Source organism: Solwaraspora sp. WMMA2056 (assembly GCF_030345095.1).
Lineage (GTDB): Bacteria > Actinomycetota > Actinomycetes > Mycobacteriales > Micromonosporaceae > Micromonospora_E.
Genome location: NZ_CP128360.1, coordinates 5,679,056 through 5,692,446, shown reverse-complemented (window position 1 = coordinate 5,692,446; position 13,391 = coordinate 5,679,056). Strand labels below are relative to the sequence as shown.

The 13,391-nt window shown below is 72.6% G+C and carries 14 protein-coding genes; 10 read left to right on the top strand and 4 right to left on the bottom strand.

Annotated features, from left to right (window positions below):
• The first annotated feature begins 6 nt into the window (after positions 1–6).
• The gene (locus O7608_RS25735; RefSeq protein WP_289207026.1) at positions 7–822 is read left to right on the top strand and encodes an inositol monophosphatase family protein; all 816 of its coding nucleotides are present in this window, start codon (positions 7–9) and stop codon (positions 820–822) included.
• A gap of 70 nt (positions 823–892) precedes the next feature.
• Here the strand turns inward: O7608_RS25735 and O7608_RS25730 are convergent, their stop codons facing one another.
• Positions 893–1,408: a LytR C-terminal domain-containing protein gene (locus tag O7608_RS25730; RefSeq protein WP_289211030.1), complete on the bottom strand. Its 516-nt coding sequence runs from the start codon at positions 1,406–1,408 to the stop codon at positions 893–895.
• 430 nt (positions 1,409–1,838) lie between these two features.
• Between O7608_RS25730 and O7608_RS25725 the strand changes: the two genes are divergently transcribed.
• Both O7608_RS25725 and O7608_RS25720 read left to right on the top strand, forming a co-directional pair.
• Positions 1,839–2,135: a DUF4193 domain-containing protein gene (locus tag O7608_RS25725; RefSeq protein WP_123600728.1), complete on the top strand. Its 297-nt coding sequence runs from the start codon at positions 1,839–1,841 to the stop codon at positions 2,133–2,135.
• Positions 2,136–2,229: 94 nt separating this feature from the next.
• Positions 2,230–3,114, top strand: coding sequence for a hypothetical protein (locus tag O7608_RS25720; protein ID WP_289207025.1), 885 nt, complete (start codon positions 2,230–2,232; stop codon positions 3,112–3,114).
• Here the strand turns inward: O7608_RS25720 and O7608_RS25715 are convergent, their stop codons facing one another.
• Positions 3,115–3,654, bottom strand: a complete 540-nt coding sequence (locus O7608_RS25715) for a DUF3093 domain-containing protein (RefSeq protein ID WP_289207024.1) — start codon at positions 3,652–3,654, stop codon at positions 3,115–3,117.
• Positions 3,655–3,776: 122 nt separating this feature from the next.
• Here O7608_RS25715 and dut point away from each other — a divergent pair, with 122 nt between their 5' ends.
• The 4 genes from dut to O7608_RS25695 all read left to right on the top strand — a co-directional run bounded on the left by dut (position 3,777) and on the right by O7608_RS25695 (position 6,392).
• Positions 3,777–4,262 (top strand): dUTP diphosphatase, encoded by a 486-nt coding sequence (dut, locus tag O7608_RS25710; protein ID WP_289207023.1) that lies wholly within the window; start codon positions 3,777–3,779, stop codon positions 4,260–4,262.
• A gap of 112 nt (positions 4,263–4,374) precedes the next feature.
• On the top strand, positions 4,375–5,061 hold the full coding sequence (locus tag O7608_RS25705; RefSeq protein WP_289207022.1) for a DUF3710 domain-containing protein: 687 nt from the start codon (positions 4,375–4,377) through the stop codon (positions 5,059–5,061).
• Between the two features lie 136 nt (positions 5,062–5,197).
• Positions 5,198–5,578: an OB-fold nucleic acid binding domain-containing protein gene (locus O7608_RS25700; protein WP_282226417.1), complete on the top strand. Its 381-nt coding sequence runs from the start codon at positions 5,198–5,200 to the stop codon at positions 5,576–5,578.
• 67 nt (positions 5,579–5,645) lie between these two features.
• Complete coding sequence (locus tag O7608_RS25695; protein WP_289207021.1) at positions 5,646–6,392, top strand: DUF3159 domain-containing protein; 747 nt, start codon at positions 5,646–5,648, stop codon at positions 6,390–6,392.
• Positions 6,393–6,426: 34 nt separating this feature from the next.
• Here O7608_RS25695 and O7608_RS25690 read toward each other — a convergent pair whose 3' ends face one another.
• Positions 6,427–7,116 (bottom strand): potassium channel family protein, encoded by a 690-nt coding sequence (locus O7608_RS25690; RefSeq protein ID WP_289207020.1) that lies wholly within the window; start codon positions 7,114–7,116, stop codon positions 6,427–6,429.
• Between the two features lies 1 nt (position 7,117).
• Positions 7,118–7,783 carry a potassium channel family protein gene (locus O7608_RS25685; RefSeq protein ID WP_289207019.1) on the bottom strand — a complete coding sequence of 222 codons (666 nt, stop codon included), beginning with the start codon at positions 7,781–7,783 and terminating at the stop codon, positions 7,118–7,120.
• 172 nt (positions 7,784–7,955) lie between these two features.
• Between O7608_RS25685 and O7608_RS25680 the strand changes: the two genes are divergently transcribed.
• The 3 genes from O7608_RS25680 (at position 7,956) to dxs (ending at position 13,366) form a co-directional block, all read left to right on the top strand.
• Positions 7,956–10,010, top strand: coding sequence for an APC family permease (locus O7608_RS25680; protein ID WP_289207018.1), 2,055 nt, complete (start codon positions 7,956–7,958; stop codon positions 10,008–10,010).
• Positions 10,007–11,257, top strand: coding sequence for a class I SAM-dependent RNA methyltransferase (locus tag O7608_RS25675; protein WP_289207017.1), 1,251 nt, complete (start codon positions 10,007–10,009; stop codon positions 11,255–11,257). Before O7608_RS25680 ends, O7608_RS25675 begins: the two co-directional genes overlap by 4 nt.
• A 102-nt stretch (positions 11,258–11,359) precedes the next feature.
• Positions 11,360–13,366 (top strand): 1-deoxy-D-xylulose-5-phosphate synthase, encoded by a 2,007-nt coding sequence (gene dxs / locus O7608_RS25670; protein ID WP_289207016.1) that lies wholly within the window; start codon positions 11,360–11,362, stop codon positions 13,364–13,366.
• The last annotated feature ends 25 nt before the right edge of the window (positions 13,367–13,391 follow it).

Here is a 13,391-nt window from a genome sequence, read left to right as displayed (position 1 = left end):
GGGACCATGACGGAACCGACACCGGACCCGCAGGATCTACTCAAGATCGCCGTCGAGGTCGCGCGGCACGCCGCGCGGACCGCCCGCGAGATGCGCCGCGAGGGCGTCTCCGGGCTGGCGACCAAGAGCACCGCGACGGATGTGGTCACCGCGGCCGACCGCGCCGTCGAGCGGCAGGTCGGGGCGGCGTTGCGCGAGCTGCGGCCCGCCGACGCGGTGCTGGGCGAGGAGTACGGCGACGCCGCGGTGGCCGGCTCCGCCCGGGTGCGCTGGATTCTCGACCCGATCGACGGCACGGTGAACTATCTGTACGGCCTGCCGAACTACGCGGTCTCGCTCGCCGCCGAGGTGGAGGGGCAGGTCGTCGCCGGGGTGGTGCACAACGCGGCCACCGGGGCGGAGTGGACCGCGACGATCGGCGGCGGGGCCTACCGCGAGGGCCAGCGGTTGTCCGGCTCCCGGCGGACCGAGCTGTCCCAGGCGTTGGTGGCCACCGGCTTCGGCTACGACGCCGCCCGGCGGGTGCACCAGGCCCGGGTGCTGGTCGGCCTGCTGGCCGAGGTCCGCGACATCCGTCGGTTCGGGGCGGCGGCGCTGGACCTGTGTGCGGCAGCGGAGGGCGGGGTCGACGCCTACTACGAAAAGGGTCTCAACATCTGGGATCACGCGGCGGGTGGGTTGATCGCGGCGGAGGCCGGGCTGACCGTGGGCGGGTTGGCCGGTGCGTCGGCCGGCCCGCAAATGCTGGTGGCCGCGCCGCCGGCGCTGTTTCCCGCGTTGACCGAGCACCTGGTCCGGCTCGACGCCGCTGGCGGGCCGTGACCTGCTGATCGGCCCATGCGGGTCGGGTCCGCTGCGGTCGTTGGCCGTGACGGCCCGGCCGTGCTGCCGGCTACTGCGGGGCGGCGCAGGTCTCCGGCGGCAGGACCGGTTTGCCGAGGGCGGCCAGGGACTGGTTGACCTCGGTGGTGGTGGCCAACTGGCGGAACGCGTTGCCGATCACCACGTCGACGATGTCGTCCTCCCGCGCCGGGTCGTACTCGGTCGTCGCCTGGTCGAGGAAGTAGGCCCGCATCAGGTGCGCCGAGCCGACCGCCTTGGGGCCGTACCGCAGCACGGCCACGCCGTCGATGCGCCGGCCCTCCGGGTCGTTGGCCGCCTCCTCGATCTGGAACTTGCGGTTGCCCAGGTCGTCGGCGACGTTCGTGGCCAGTCCGCTGGTGTCGGTGGCGTTGAAGACGTTGAGCCGGACGTCCTTCGCCTCGCGCAGCGTGACGTCGGCAACCGCCCAGCCCGCCGGGCAGGACGCTGTGGCGGCGTCGCCGCTCTGGCTGTCGCGGACCATCGCGACGACGACGAAGATCAGGGCGAACACGACCAGGACGCCGACGACGACCAGCGCTCGCACGCGCGCAAAGCTCATGAGATGGCCCCCTGCAGGTGTGACGGTGCCGGAGTCGGCGCGCCGCACCGGTGACAACCGAGTATGCCGCCGAGGTTAGCGGTTGTCCGTCCGGCGGGGGAAACGGCGCCGCCCTCCGGCGTGCCGACGATGATCGGTGGCCAGGTACCCCTATCTTCGTGTCGCCTGAGTCACATTGGGAACAAGTTCCGGCGTCTGGGCGTACATCAATCCCACAAGGGCGGTATACATGCGTCGGCCAGAGGGGGGTAAGGTACCGCGCTCGCGGGGGGAGTTTCCTGCGGAAACCGCAAACCGGCACAAACCGGCACGAACGTTGGTCTGCGGTCCCAACGAGGGGACCCGCAAGGGAACCGAATTACCGTCGTCCGGCGTTATCACCGGAAGCGACTGAACGATACGGGAGAGTGAACCGATGGCCACCGACTACGACGCTCCGCGTCGAGACGAGGTCGACCTCGGCGAGGACAGCCTGGAGGAGCTCAAGGCACGGCGCGTCGACTCACAGTCGGGCGCCGTCGACGTTGACGAGGCCGAGGTGGCCGAGAGCTTCGAGCTGCCCGGAGCCGACCTGGCGGACGAGGAACTGACGGTGAAGGTGCTGCCGATGCAGTCGGACGAGTTCCGCTGCGCGCGCTGCTTCCTGGTCCACCACCGCAGCCAACTCGCCGTCGAGCGCAACAACGAGCTGATCTGTCGCGAGTGCACCTGACGGCGTACCGGGGGAGCAGGAGGCGTGCGGCGACCTTGGAGACGAGGTCGCCGCAGTCACCATTTGTGCCGGTCGACCCGCCGTGGAGGCACACATGACTGAACCCGACGACGCGAACCGCCCGGACGGGACGGTGCCGGCCAGCTCTGACGCGTCGGAGCCGGACCGGCCCGACGAGTCGGTGGCGCCGTCGGGCGACCTCGCCCGGTCGCCCGGTACCGACCGCTTCGCCGCGACCGTCGCCGAGCTCACCGGCGACGGTGTCGACCCCGGTCGCCGCCGTCACCTGCTGCGGCGCCTCGTGGAGCAGCTGCGGCGGCGGGGTGTGACCGAGTTGTTCCGACCCTCGGCGGCGATGCGCTGGTTGGTCGCGGCGGTTGCCGACGTCGCCCCGTACATCCCGATCCGTGACCGGGACACCCTGCGCTCCCACCACCCCGGCCTGACCGACGAGGAGCTGGCCGAGCGGTTGATCCGCAACGCCAGCCGGGTCAGCGCCGGCATCGGCGCCGCCGGTGGCGGTATCTCCGCGATCCAGTGGGCCGCCACGCCGACGTTGCTCTCCGCCCCGGTGCTGCTGGCGGCCGAGACCGTCGCGGTCGTGGCGGTCGAGCTGAAACTGGTCGGGGAGCTGCACCAGGTGTACGGCGTACCGGTGCCCGGCAGCGGCACGGAGCGGGCGATCAACATGATCCACTCGTGGGCGAACCAGCGGGGCGTCAACCCGGTGGTCCCGGGAGTCGGCGTCGGCGCGGTCCTCGGCACCGCCGCCCGTCGGGAACTCGGCGAACTGCTGTTGCGCCGGTTCGGCCGCAACCTGACCACCCTCGGGCCGTTCCTCACCGGCGCGGCGGTCGCCAGCTACCTGAACCGGCGGGCCACCCGCGCACTCGCCGATCGGGTCCGGGCCGACCTACGGACCCAGCGCCGGGCGCTCGGCCTGATGCATCCACCGCCGCCGCCGGCGATCGGCCCCTGATCAGCCGGTCGGGCCCACGGTGTCCGCCGTAGCGGCGGACGTACCGGGTGCCCGGTCGCGCGCGGCCAGGATCTCGGCCGCCAGCCGGACCGGCTCCCGGCTGCTCACCACCCAGTACGGTGTGGGATCGGCCGGGTCGTCGAGAACGATCTGCACCGCGCCGGAGACCCAGGGACGCTGGATCACGAACGCCAGCGGGTCGGCGCCCACCCCCAGCAGTTCCCGGCGGCCGTCGGCGTCCAACGCGACGACGTCGGCGACGTGGCGCAGCGGCAACCGGGCGTCGTCGACCTGGAACTCGTCCGTCGTGACCCGGACCGGAATCCGGCCGAGCCACCACAGTCCGACGGCGGTCACCGGCAACAGCACGCTGAACGGCAGCCAGGCACGGACCCCGGAGGTGCCCATCCACACCTCGGCGGCGAGGAGGGCGGCCAGGCCGAGGGCGCATGCCCAGAGCCACCACGGCAGTCGCAGCCGTTCCCGGTAGGACGCCACGGCCCGGTACGGTGTGTCGCGGTCAGCGGAAACGGCAGCCACGCCGTCCGAGACTACGCCGTCGCCAGGGCCGGGTGCCGGCCGACCGGTGCGGCGAGCCGACCGGGCGTCACCGGTCACGGGCGCGACGATGGCGACGAGGGTGCGACGATCAAGGAGGAGCCATGTCCGAGCGGGTGCCGGTGCCGGTGCGGCGGCTCGATCCGGGACTGCCGCTGCCACGGTACGCCCATCCTGGTGACGCCGGTGCCGACCTGTTCGCGGCCGAGGACGTCGAGCTGGCGCCGGGGGCCCGGACCCTGGTGCGCACCGGGGTGGCGGTGGCCCTGCCGAACGGGTACGTCGGCCTGGTGCACCCCCGGTCCGGGCTCGCCGCGCGGTTGGGCGTCACCGTGCTCAACGCCCCCGGTACGGTCGACGCCGGTTACCGTGGCGAGATCCTGGTGAACCTGATCAACCACGATCCGACGCGGGCCGCCACGATCTCGCGTGGTGACCGGATCGCGCAACTTGTGATACAACGCGTGGAAACTGCAGATTTTCAGGCTGTCGACGAGCTGCCGGACTCCGTCCGTGGCGCGGCCGGGCACGGATCGACCGGTGGTCACGCCGGGCTGTCCGCACCGACCGCCGACGTCCCGGTCGGCTAGCGCCCCCCGGGACGGACCCCGACCGTCGCGGCGGTCCGTCGACAGCCCATACTCCGCTGTACGCGGCCCGTCGCGGCCGGGACAGCGACTCGCACAACGGAGGGTTGGCATCGTGGTCTTCTCCCGCGGCCGTGGGCGCGGCCGGCACGCCAAGGACGAGCAGGCGCAGCCCGACTCGGTCGAGGCGCAGTCGGCGGCCGAGCCGTCGACCGGGCCGTACGACGTGTCCGAGGCCCCGACCGGGGTCCGCCGGCTGGACCTGGGCAGCCTGCAGATCCCCGCGATCGAGGGCGTCGAGGTGCGGGTGCAGGCCAACCCCGACGGGGTGATCCAGCAGGTGGTGCTCGCGAACCGGGGCAGTGCCCTGCAGCTGGGCGTCTTCGCCGCGCCCCGCAGCGAGGGCATCTGGGACGAGGTACGTGCCGAGATCGCCGAGTCGCTGCGTCGCGACGGTGCCACCGTGCGGGAGACCGCCGGCGACTACGGTCCCGAGCTCGTCGCCCAGGTACGCACCCCGGAGGGCCACACCCACCTACGGTTCGTCGGGGTCGACGGGCCGCGTTGGATGGTACGGGCCCTCTACCAGGGGGCAGCGGCGGATCCGGCCGCCGCCGGGCCGCTCGCCGAGGCGCTCCAGGGTCTGGTGGTCGACCGTGGTCAGGAAGCGAAACCGGTACGGGAGCCGTTGCCGCTGCGACTGCCCCGGGAGATCGCCGACCAGGCCGGCCAGGCGCCGGCCGCCCCGGCGTCGCCGCCCGCTGCCCCGGCTGTCCGGATCCCCGGCTCCCCGACGCCGTAGCCGGTGCCGTTCGGCCCGTTCGGCCCGGTCGACGGGGTCGGCCAGCATGGCGGGGCACGGCGTACCCTGGACGGGTTGGACACGGCGGGGTGCGGCCCCGCCGACACCGGCGACGGGCAGGAGGGGGCGCGCGGCCATGGCGATCGACGAGCGCCGTCCCTCGTTGCGTCGGTTCCTGCGTCGGCTGGCCGCCACCGAGGATGAGCTGGACGCCGAGCAGCTGCAGCGGTCCAGCGCCGAGTGCGGGTCGGTGCCCGCCGGCCAGTGTCACCGTGGCGAGCTGGTCTCGGTCTCCGGCCGGCTGCGTACCGTCGTCTACTGTCCGCGGACGAACCTGCCGACCCTGGAGGCCGACCTCTACGACGGCAGCGACGTCGTCACGCTCGTCTGGCTGGGTCGGCGGCGGATCGCCGGCATCGAACCCGGACGCCAGCTCACCGCCCGTGGCCGGGTCGCGGTCCGCGACGACCGCAAGGTGATCTACAACCCGCACTACGATCTGGAATCCCCCAGGTGAGCCGGCCGGCGACAGTCGGCCCGGTCGACGACGCAGGACGGTCGGCGAGGACAGGAGACGGTGGGCGATGACGTTCGGGCAGCAGGGTGCCGGTCCGACGGCGCGGCGTGACGACGTACCGCCGACCGAGCGGTCCACCACGGCGCAGGCGCCGACGGCGACCGACCCCGACGAGGCCGACGAACGGCTGCCGAGCATCACCGAGCAGATGGCCGAGCAGTTGGGCGGCTGGCGCGGCCTCGTCGAGTCCAGCGTGCCGATCGCGGTCTTCGTGATCTGCAACGTCATCTGGGACCTGTCGGTCGCCCTGATCGCTGCGGTCGGCGTCGCGGTCGGCATCGCCGTGGTCCGGTTGGCGCAGCGGCGCCCGATCCGGCACGCGGTCAACGGGCTGTTCGGTATCGGCATCGGCGCGCTGCTGGCCTGGCGCACCGGCGAGGAACGCGACTTCTACCTGCCGGGCATCCTCTACGGCATCGGCTACGGCCTGGCACTGCTCGGCTCGGTGGTGATCCGCCAACCGCTGGTCGGCTGGATCTGGTCGGTGCTCGCCGCCGGCGGTCGTTCCGAGTGGCGTACCGACCCGGTGCTGATCCGCACCTTCAACCGCCTCACCGTGCTCTGGGGCGTGGTCTGGCTGCTCAAGGTCGGCGTACAGGCCGGCTTCTACCTCGCGTCGATGGAGACCGCGCTCGGGGTGTCCCGGCTGCTGCTGGGTTATCCGCCGTACGCGGTGCTGCTGGCGATCACCGTCTGGGTGGTCCGACGGGTGAACCGGCAGCGTGAGGCTGCCGACCCGCTGCCGGCGACCTGACCGACCCACAGGCTCCGGGCGAGGACGACGACGGTTACTCGCCCCGGCGGGTGCGTTCCACGCTGTCGGCCCCGAGGACCACCGCCCGTACCTCGTCCTCCACGTCGGCGGTGCAGACGAAGACCAACTCGTCACCCGGCTCCAGCGGGTCGTCCGGACCGGGTGTCAGGACCCGCTTGCCCCGGACGATCGCGACCAGCGCGCAGTCGCGTGGCAGCGGCACCGTGTGCACCGCGTGCCCGACGTGCGGGGCGTCGGTCGGCAGGGTGATCTCCACCAGGTTCGCCTCACCCTGCCGGAAGGTCATCAGCCGGACCAGGTCGCCGACGGTCACCGCCTCCTCGACCAGTGCCGCCATCACCCGTGGCTTGCTGACCGCGACGTCCACGCCCCACTGCTCGGTGAACAGCCACTCGTTCTCGGCCCGGTTCACCCGTGCCACCACCCGGGGCACGCTGAACTCGGTCTTGGCCAGCAACGACACCACCAGGTTGACCTTGTCGTCGCCGGTGGCGGCGACGACGACGTCGTAGGCGGCCAGTTCGGCGTCCTCCAGGCTGGCCACCTCGCAGGCGTCCGCGAGGACCCACTCGGCGTCTGGCACCCGTTCGCGGCGGACCATCGCCGGGTTGCGCTCGAAGAGCGTCACCTGATGTCCGTTGTCGATCAGTTCCTGGGCGATGGACCGGCCGACGTTGCCGGCCCCGGCGATGGCGATCCGCATGTCACCGCGCTCCTTCCGGCAGACTGCTGGCGGTCAACGTGACCGCGTCCGCGATGTCGTCGGTGACGAGCATGAACACCTGGTCGCCCTCCTGCAGCACGGTCGTCGGGCCGGGCAGGGTGCCGATGCCGAACCGCATCAGGTACGCCGCGCGGGTCCCGGTGGCGGTCTCCAGCGCCGCCAACGGGCGGCCGATCCACTCCCGGTGCACCGGGACCTCGATGATCGACACGGTGCTCGTCGGGTCCCGGAAGATCTCCACGTGACCCTCGGGGACGAGATGGCGCAGCATGCGGTCCGCCGCCCAGCGCACCGTCGCCACGGTGGGGATACCGAGCCGCTCGTAGACCTCCGCCCGGCGCTGGTCGTAGATGCGCGCCGCGACCCGGGACACGCCGAACGTCTCCCGGGCCAGCCGCGCCGAGATGATGTTGGAGTTGTCGCCGCTGGAGACGGCGGCGAAGGCGTCCGCCTGCTCGATCCCGGCCGCCGTCAGCACCTCCCGGTCGAACCCGGTGCCGGTGACGGTGCGGCCGGCGAAGTCGCCCGGCAGCCGACGGAACGCGGTCGGATCCTGGTCGATCACGGCGACCGAATGACCACGGTCCTGCAGATTGTGGGCCAGGGTCGCGCCGACCCGACCACAACCCATGATCACGACGTGCACCTGAGTCCTCCCGCAGGCGAAGGTCGGGCGCGTACCGGGGCGGACCCGCGCCCGTCTGCCAGCCTGCCACGACGTGGCCGGTGACGCCGCCGACCGTACCGTGCCGGTGCCCGGCGGCGGTGATCAGCCACCCGGATTCGCCAGGTGGCGGGCCGCCGTACCCTTAGCGGTTGTGGCCAGTCCCACCTCCTTGATCAAGCGCCTGCTGCTGGGCCGGCCGTTCCGATCCGACCGGTTGCAGCACACCCTGCTGCCCAAGCGGGTGGCGCTGCCGGTGTTCTCCTCCGACGCGCTGTCGTCGGTGGCGTACGCACCGGACGAGATCCTGCTGACCCTGTCGATCGCCGGTGCGGCGGCGTTCGTCTACTCGCCATGGGTGACCCTCGCCGTCGTCGTGGTGATGGTGACCGTGGTCGCCAGCTACCGGCAGAACGTGCACGCGTACCCGTCCGGTGGCGGCGACTACGAGGTGGCCAAGGTCAACCTGGGGCCCCGGTTCGGGGTCGGAGTGGCCAGCGCGCTGCTCATCGACTACGTGCTCACCGTCGCGGTCTCGGTCGCCTCCGGGGTGGCCAACCTCGGGTCGGTCCTGCCCTTCGTCGCCGAACACAAGGTGGCGGTGGCGGTCGGTGCGGTGGTGGTGCTCACCGCGTTGAACCTGCGCGGGGTCCGCGAGTCCGGGCGGATGTTCGCCGTCCCGACGTACGGGTTCGTCATCGTCATCGGTGCGGTGATCGCCACCGGCCTGATCCGGATCTTCGTCCTCGGCCACGACCTGCGGGCACCCAGCGCCGACCTGGTGATCAGCGCCGAGTGGGTCGACCTGAGCGCTTTCGCGATGGTGTTCCTGCTGCTGCGGGCCTTCTCGTCGGGCTGCGCCGCGCTGACCGGGGTGGAGGCGATCTCCAACGGCGTACCGGCGTTCCGGCCGCCGAAGAGCCGCAACGCCGCCACCACCCTGCTGCTGCTCGGCACCCTGTCGGTGGCCATGATCGGCGGGATCATCTGGCTCGCCCAGCTGACCGGCCTGCAGTTCGTGGAGAACCCGGCCCGGCAGATCGAGGCAGGCCCGCCCGGGTACGTGCAGAAGACCGTGGTCGCCCAGCTGGGCGAGACCGTCTTCGGGTCGGGGCTGCTGCTGTTCCTGGTCGCCGGGGTGACCGCGTTGATCCTGTTCCTCGCCGCGAACACCGCGTTCAGCGGTTTCCCGGTGCTCGGGTCGATCCTCGCCCAGGACCGCTACCTGCCCCGCCAGTTGCACACCAGGGGCGACCGGCTGGCCTTCAGCAACGGCATCCTGTTCCTGGCCGGCTTCGCGATCGTGCTGCTGGTGGTGTTGCAGGCCGAGCTGACCCGACTGATCCAGCTCTACATCGTCGGGGTCTTCGTCTCGTTCACCCTGTCCCAGGCCGGCATGCTGCGGCACTGGAACCGGCGGCTGCGCACCGAGCGGGACCCGGCGCGGCGGCGACGGATGCACCGGTCCCGGGCGATCAACGGGTTCGGTATGACCCTGACCGGCGCGGTGCTGGTCGTCGTTCTGGTCACCAAGTTCGCGCTCGGCGCGTGGATCGCCATCGCCGCGATGGCGATCGTCTACGCGTTGATGCTGGCGATCCGGCGGCACTACGACACGGTCGCCCGGGAACTGACCCCGGCCGAGGGCCGGCCGGTGCTGCCCGCCCGCAACCACGCGATCGTTCTGGTCAGCAAGGTGCACCTGCCGACGCTGCGGGCGGTCGCCTACGCCCAGGCCACCCGACCGGACACGCTGGTCGCGTTGACCGTGCGGGTCGACGACGCCGACACCCGCGCGGTGCGGGCCGAGTGGGACCGGCGGGGGCTACCGGTGCCGCTGACCGTGGTCGACTCGCCGTATCGGGAGATCACCCGGCCGATCATCGACTACGTCAAGTCGGTCCGCCGGGACGCGCCGCGCGACGTGGTGACAGTCTTCATTCCGGAGTACGTGGTCGGCCACTGGTGGGAGAACCTGTTGCACAACCAGAGCGCGTTGCGGCTCAAGGGCCGCCTGCTGTTCGAGCCCGGAGTGATGGTGACCAGCGTGCCGTGGCAGTTGGCGTCGAGCGCCAGCCGTGACCTCGACCGTTACGACGAGACGCTGAGCCGGACCCCGGCGCGCGGCCCGCGCCCGTCGGTCGACGACGACGCCGGTCCGGCCGACGGTGGTCCGGTCGACGTGGACTCCGGGCGGGCGGACCAGTGACGGCGGGCGACCGGGAACCGTTGACCGAGGGCGACCGGGTCACGGTCCGGGTGGGCGCCCCGGCCCACGGCGGCCACTGCGTGGCCAGGCTGGACGGCCAGGTGATCTTCGTTCGGCATGCCCTGCCCGGCGAGTTGGTCACCGTCGACGTCACCGAGGTCCACCGCGGCTATCTGCGCGCCGACGCGGTGGCGGTGCCCGAGCCGGCACCGGAGCGGGTCGAGCCACCCTGCCGGTACGCCGGCCCCGGCCGCTGTGGCGGATGTGATCTGCAGCACGTCAGCGTCGCCGGGCAGCTGGACTGGAAGGCGGCGGTGGTCCGCGAGCAGCTGCTGCGGCTCGCCGGGCTGACCACCGCCGAGGTCGACGCGCTCGACGTACGGGTCCGGGCGTTGCCCGGCGGTCCGCTGGGCTGGCGGACCCGGGTCCGGTACGCGGTCGACGCCGCCGACCGCGCCGGTCTGCTCAAGCACCGCTCACACGAGGTGGTGGCCGTGGACCGCTGCCTGATCGCGCACCCGGCCATCCAGACGCCGGCGGCGCTGCCGTCGTCCGCGCTGGTGGCATCGGCCGACGGACCGCGCTGGCCCGGGGTCGACGCGGTCGAGGCCGTCGCCGCCGGCGCTGGTGACGTCGTCGTCATCCCGACCCCCGGGGGCGGCAGTGACGTACCGGTGACCCAGACCGCCGTCGGCCGGCGCTTCGACCTGCCGGCCGGGGCGTTCTGGCAGGTGCATCCGGCGGCCGCCGACACGCTGTCCGAAGCGGTGCTGGAGCTGCTGGAGCCGGCGGCGGGGGAGTCGGCCTGGGACCTGTACGGCGGCACCGGACTGTTCGCCGCGGCCCTGGCGACCCGGACCGGGCCGACCGGCCGGGTCACCCTGGTCGAATCGGCCGGTCCCGGCGTCGCCGCGGCCCGGCGCAACCTGGCCGACCTGGCGCAGGTGGAGGTCGTGGCGGCCCGGGTCGAGCAGGCGCTGGCCCGACGCAGGATCACCGGACCGGTCGACCTGGTGGTGCTCGACCCGCCCCGTGCGGGCGCCGGGGCACAGGTGGTCGGCCCGATCGCGGCCGCTGCCCGCCGGGCGGTCTGCTACGTCGCCTGCGATCCGGCTGCACTCGCCCGTGACCTGCGGACCTTCCGCGAACTCGGCTGGCGGTTGACCCGCCTGCAGGCCTACGACTGCTTTCCGATGACCGGGCACGTCGAGTGCGTGGCCCTGCTGACCCCGGCGCCGTCCCGATAGACTCGGCGGTCATGGGCGGACGCCGCGCGGGCCGAAGCGCGCATCGCCGCCGGATGACGTCCCGCGTGCCGACGAGGGCACGCAGGGCAGTTGGGAGCGAAATTGAGCCGGGCAGAGGCAGGATCCGACGGCCGCTTGCTGGCCACCGTACGCACACCGCAGGACGTCAAACGGCTCTCCGCCGAGGAGCTGACGCTGCTGGCCGCCGAGATCCGCGACTTCCTGGTCGCCAAGGTCTCCCGCACCGGCGGGCACCTGGGGCCGAACCTCGGTGTGGTCGAGTTGACCATCGCGATGCACCGGGTGTTCGACTCGCCCCGGGACCGGTTCCTGTTCGACACCGGTCACCAGGCGTACGTACACAAGATCCTCACCGGCCGGCAGGCCGGTTTCGACCAGCTCCGCCAGCGTGACGGCCTGTCCGGCTACCCGAGCCAGGCCGAGAGCGAACACGACCTGATCGAGAACTCGCACGCCTCCACCGCGCTGTCCTACGCCGACGGTCTGGCCAAGGCGTACGCGCTGCGGGGCGAGGCACGCAGCGTCGTCGCCGTGGTCGGCGACGGCGCGTTGACCGGTGGCATGTGCTGGGAGGCGTTGAACAACATCGCCGGGGCCCGTAATCCGCTGGTCGTCGTCGTCAACGACAACGGCCGGTCGTACGCGCCGACGATCGGCGGGCTGGCCGACCACTTGGCCGCGTTGCGCCTCAACCCGGGCTACGAGAAGGTCCTCGACCTGGTCAAGGAGTCGCTGGGGGCGACGCCGCTGGTGGGCCGGCCGATGTACGAGGTGCTGCACGCGGTCAAGAAGGGCATCAAGGACGCGGTCGCCCCGCAGACCATGTTCGAGGATCTCGGCATCAAGTACGTCGGCCCGATCGACGGGCACGACCTGCCCGCCGTCGAGTCGGCGTTGCAGCACGCCAAGGGCTTCGGCGCGCCGGTGATCGTGCACGTCGTCACCCGCAAGGGCTACGGCTACCGGCCGGCCGAGGAGGACGAGGCCGACTGCCTGCACGGGCCGAGCAGCGCCTTCGACGTGGAGACCGGCAAGCTGCTGGCCGCGCCGGCGGTGAAGTGGACCCACGTCTTCGCCGACGAGCTGGTGGCGATCGCCGACGATCGGCCCGACGTGGTCGGGATCACCGCCGCGATGGCCGAGCCGACCGGGATCGCCGCGCTGGCCCGTAAGTACCCGCAGCGGGTCTACGACGTCGGCATTGCCGAGCAGCACGCCGCCACCTCGGCCGCCGGGCTGGCGATGGGCGGGCTGCACCCGGTGGTGGCGGTCTACGCGACCTTCCTGAACCGGGCCTTCGACCAGGTGTTGCTGGACGTGGCGATGCACAGGCTGCCGGTGACCTTCGTGCTGGACCGGGCCGGGGTGACCGGGCCGGACGGGCCCAGCCACTACGGCATCTGGGACATGTCGGTGTTCGGGGTGGTGCCGGGGCTGCGGATCGCCGCGCCCCGCGACGCCGCCACCCTGCGGGAGGAGCTGCGCGAGGCGGTCGCCGTCGACGACGGCCCCACCGTGGTGCGGTTCCCGACCGGCTCGGTCGCCGCCGACCTGCCGGCGGTCCGCCGGGTCGGCCCGGTCGACGTACTGGCCGAGTCCGACCGTTCCGACGTGCTGCTGGTCGCGGTCGGCGCGTTCGGCAAGCTGGGTGTCGACGTCGCCGCCCGGGTCGCCGAGCAGGGCTACGGGGTGACCGTGGTCGACCCACGCTGGGTGCGTCCGGTCGCCGACGAGCTGGTCACCCTCGCCGCCGGGCACCGGCTGGTGGTCACCGTCGAGGACGGGGTACGCACCGGCGGGGTCGGCGACGCCCTGGCCAAGGCGATGCGCGACGCCGACGTCCGGGTGCCGCTGCGTGACCTCGGCGTACCGGCCGACTGGCATCCGCACGGCAGCCGGGCGCAGATCCTCACCGACCTGCGGCTGACCGCTCAGGACGTGGCGCGGGACGTGACCGGCTGGATCTCCGGGCTGGACGACCCGGACGGCACCCCGGCGACCGGCGCCGGCGCGGGTCTGATCGGTGACGTCAGCGGTGCCGACGAGCCGGGCCGGCGGGCCACCCGGCGCGGCGCCGGCCGTAGCTGACCGGGTCTTGCCCGCCGGGTACGGA

What these genes read in the sequence shown, in the direction of transcription:
- O7608_RS25735 (WP_289207026.1), top strand. Translation starts at nt 7, where the DNA reads ATGACGGAACCGACACCGGACCCGCAGGATCTACTCAAGATCGCCGTC.
- O7608_RS25725 (WP_123600728.1), top strand. Translation starts at nt 1,839, where the DNA reads ATGGCCACCGACTACGACGCTCCGCGTCGAGACGAGGTCGACCTCGGC.
- O7608_RS25720 (WP_289207025.1), top strand. Translation starts at nt 2,230, where the DNA reads ATGACTGAACCCGACGACGCGAACCGCCCGGACGGGACGGTGCCGGCC.
- dut (WP_289207023.1), top strand. Translation starts at nt 3,777, where the DNA reads ATGTCCGAGCGGGTGCCGGTGCCGGTGCGGCGGCTCGATCCGGGACTG.
- O7608_RS25700 (WP_282226417.1), top strand. Translation starts at nt 5,198, where the DNA reads ATGGCGATCGACGAGCGCCGTCCCTCGTTGCGTCGGTTCCTGCGTCGG.
- O7608_RS25695 (WP_289207021.1), top strand. Translation starts at nt 5,646, where the DNA reads ATGACGTTCGGGCAGCAGGGTGCCGGTCCGACGGCGCGGCGTGACGAC.
- O7608_RS25690 (WP_289207020.1), bottom strand. Translation starts at nt 7,116, where the DNA reads ATGCGGATCGCCATCGCCGGGGCCGGCAACGTCGGCCGGTCCATCGCC.